The 1608-nt window shown below is 68.0% G+C and carries 2 protein-coding genes; one reads left to right on the top strand and one right to left on the bottom strand.

Going from position 1 to position 1608, the window contains the following annotated elements:
• The coding region (locus AB4Y84_RS21135; RefSeq protein ID WP_442250872.1) for an RNA methyltransferase at positions 1–727 on the bottom strand (727 nt) is incomplete at its 3' end.
• Positions 728–847: 120 nt separating this feature from the next.
• Here AB4Y84_RS21135 and AB4Y84_RS21140 point away from each other — a divergent pair.
• Positions 848–1608 (top strand): inositol monophosphatase family protein (locus AB4Y84_RS21140; RefSeq protein WP_442250873.1); only part of this gene is annotated, 761 nt, incomplete at its 3' end.

A 1608-nucleotide genomic window follows, 5' to 3' on the forward strand; every position in this document is an offset into this window, starting at 1 on the left:
GGGTATCGGCCAGGATGCCGCGCAGCAGACGCACTTCCTGCTCGCTTGGCTCACTGCGCAGGAACAGACGGCGCAGCTTGCGCATCGCCGACTCGGGCGCGCGCCCCTTGTGGAAATCGATCTCGTCCAGAGTCTCGCCAAGTTGGGCGAAGAAGCTCTCCATCTGATCGTGGCTGGCAGCCTGCTCGCGGTTGTCCGGCTCGGTCGCGGCCACCGGCTGTGCGCCCAGCAGCTGCATGCGCACTTCATAGGCCAGCACCTGCACTGCGGCGGCCAGGTTGAGCGAGCTGAACTCCGGGTCGGACGGAATGTGCACGGCGGCATGGCACAGCTGCAGTTCCTCGTTGGTCAGGCCGGTACGCTCGCGACCGAACACCAGCGCCACCTCGGCACCCTCGCTGGCCTTGGCCACTGCGCGGGCGGCGGCATCTGCCGGCAGGAACTCCTCCAGCTGGATCCGGCGCGCACGCGCTGTGCACCCCAGCACGAAGCGGCAGTCGGCCACGGCTTCGGCCAAGGTGGCCACCACCGGCGCGTCGCCGAGCACGTCCTCGGCGCCGGCCGAGCGCCGGAAGGCCTCTTCATCAAGCGGCTTCTCCGGCGCCACCAGGACCAGGCGGGCCAGGCCCATGGTCTTCAGGGCACGGGCGGCGGCCCCCATGTTGCCGGGGTGTTGGGTCCCGACCAGGACGAATCGGAGGCGGGTGGCGACAGGAAACTGGGACATGAACAGGGAAAATGTCGAGCTGGACGAAGACCAATGGTAAACTGTGCGGCCGGCCACTGCGCCGGACCCGCTCTTTTCCCCCGCCAGCCCTTCTCTTCTGCCCTTCCGGGAGCCCATGCCATGCAGAAACCCGCCGTAACCGTCATGGTCAAGGCCGCCCGCCTCGCCGGCAACGTCCTCTTGCGCAACATCAACAAGCTCGAGGCACTGAATGTAGTCCAGAAGGGCCGCATGGACTACGCCAGCGAAGTCGACGCGGACGCGGAAAAGGTGATCGTCAAGGAACTCAAGCGCGCTTACCCCGAGTACGGCATCTTCGGTGAAGAAGGTGGCGTGCAGAGCGAGCGTCGCCACATGTGGGTCATCGACCCGCTGGACGGCACCAGCAACTACCTGCGCGGCGTGCCGCACTACTGCGTGTCGATCGCCCTGGTCGAGAACGGCGAGCCGACCGACGCGGTGATCTTCGACCCGCTGCGCAATGAACTGTTCACCGCCAGCCGTGGTGCCGGCGCCGTGCTCAACGACCGCCGCATCCGCGTGGCCGACCGCAAGGATCTGGAAGGCACCATGATCCACACCGGTTTTGCCCCGCGCGAGCGTGCCCGCGCCAGTGCGCAGCTGAAGTCGGTGGACGCCCTGCTGGTGCACGCCGAGGACATCCGCCGCTCGGGTTCGGCCGCGCTGGACCTGGCCTACGTGGCCTGTGGCCGCGCCGACGCCTACTTCGAGGCCGGCGTGAAGGCCTGGGACATCGCTGCCGGCGTGCTGCTGGTGCGCGAAGCCGGTGGCAAGGTCTGCGACTTCAAGGGCGCGACCCCGGCCCGCATGGACAACCGTGGCCCGGACACCCAGCAGATCGTGGCCGGCAACCTGAAGGT

The organism is Stenotrophomonas sp. 2YAF22, assembly GCF_052114665.1.
Classification (GTDB): domain Bacteria; phylum Pseudomonadota; class Gammaproteobacteria; order Xanthomonadales; family Xanthomonadaceae; genus Stenotrophomonas; species Stenotrophomonas indicatrix.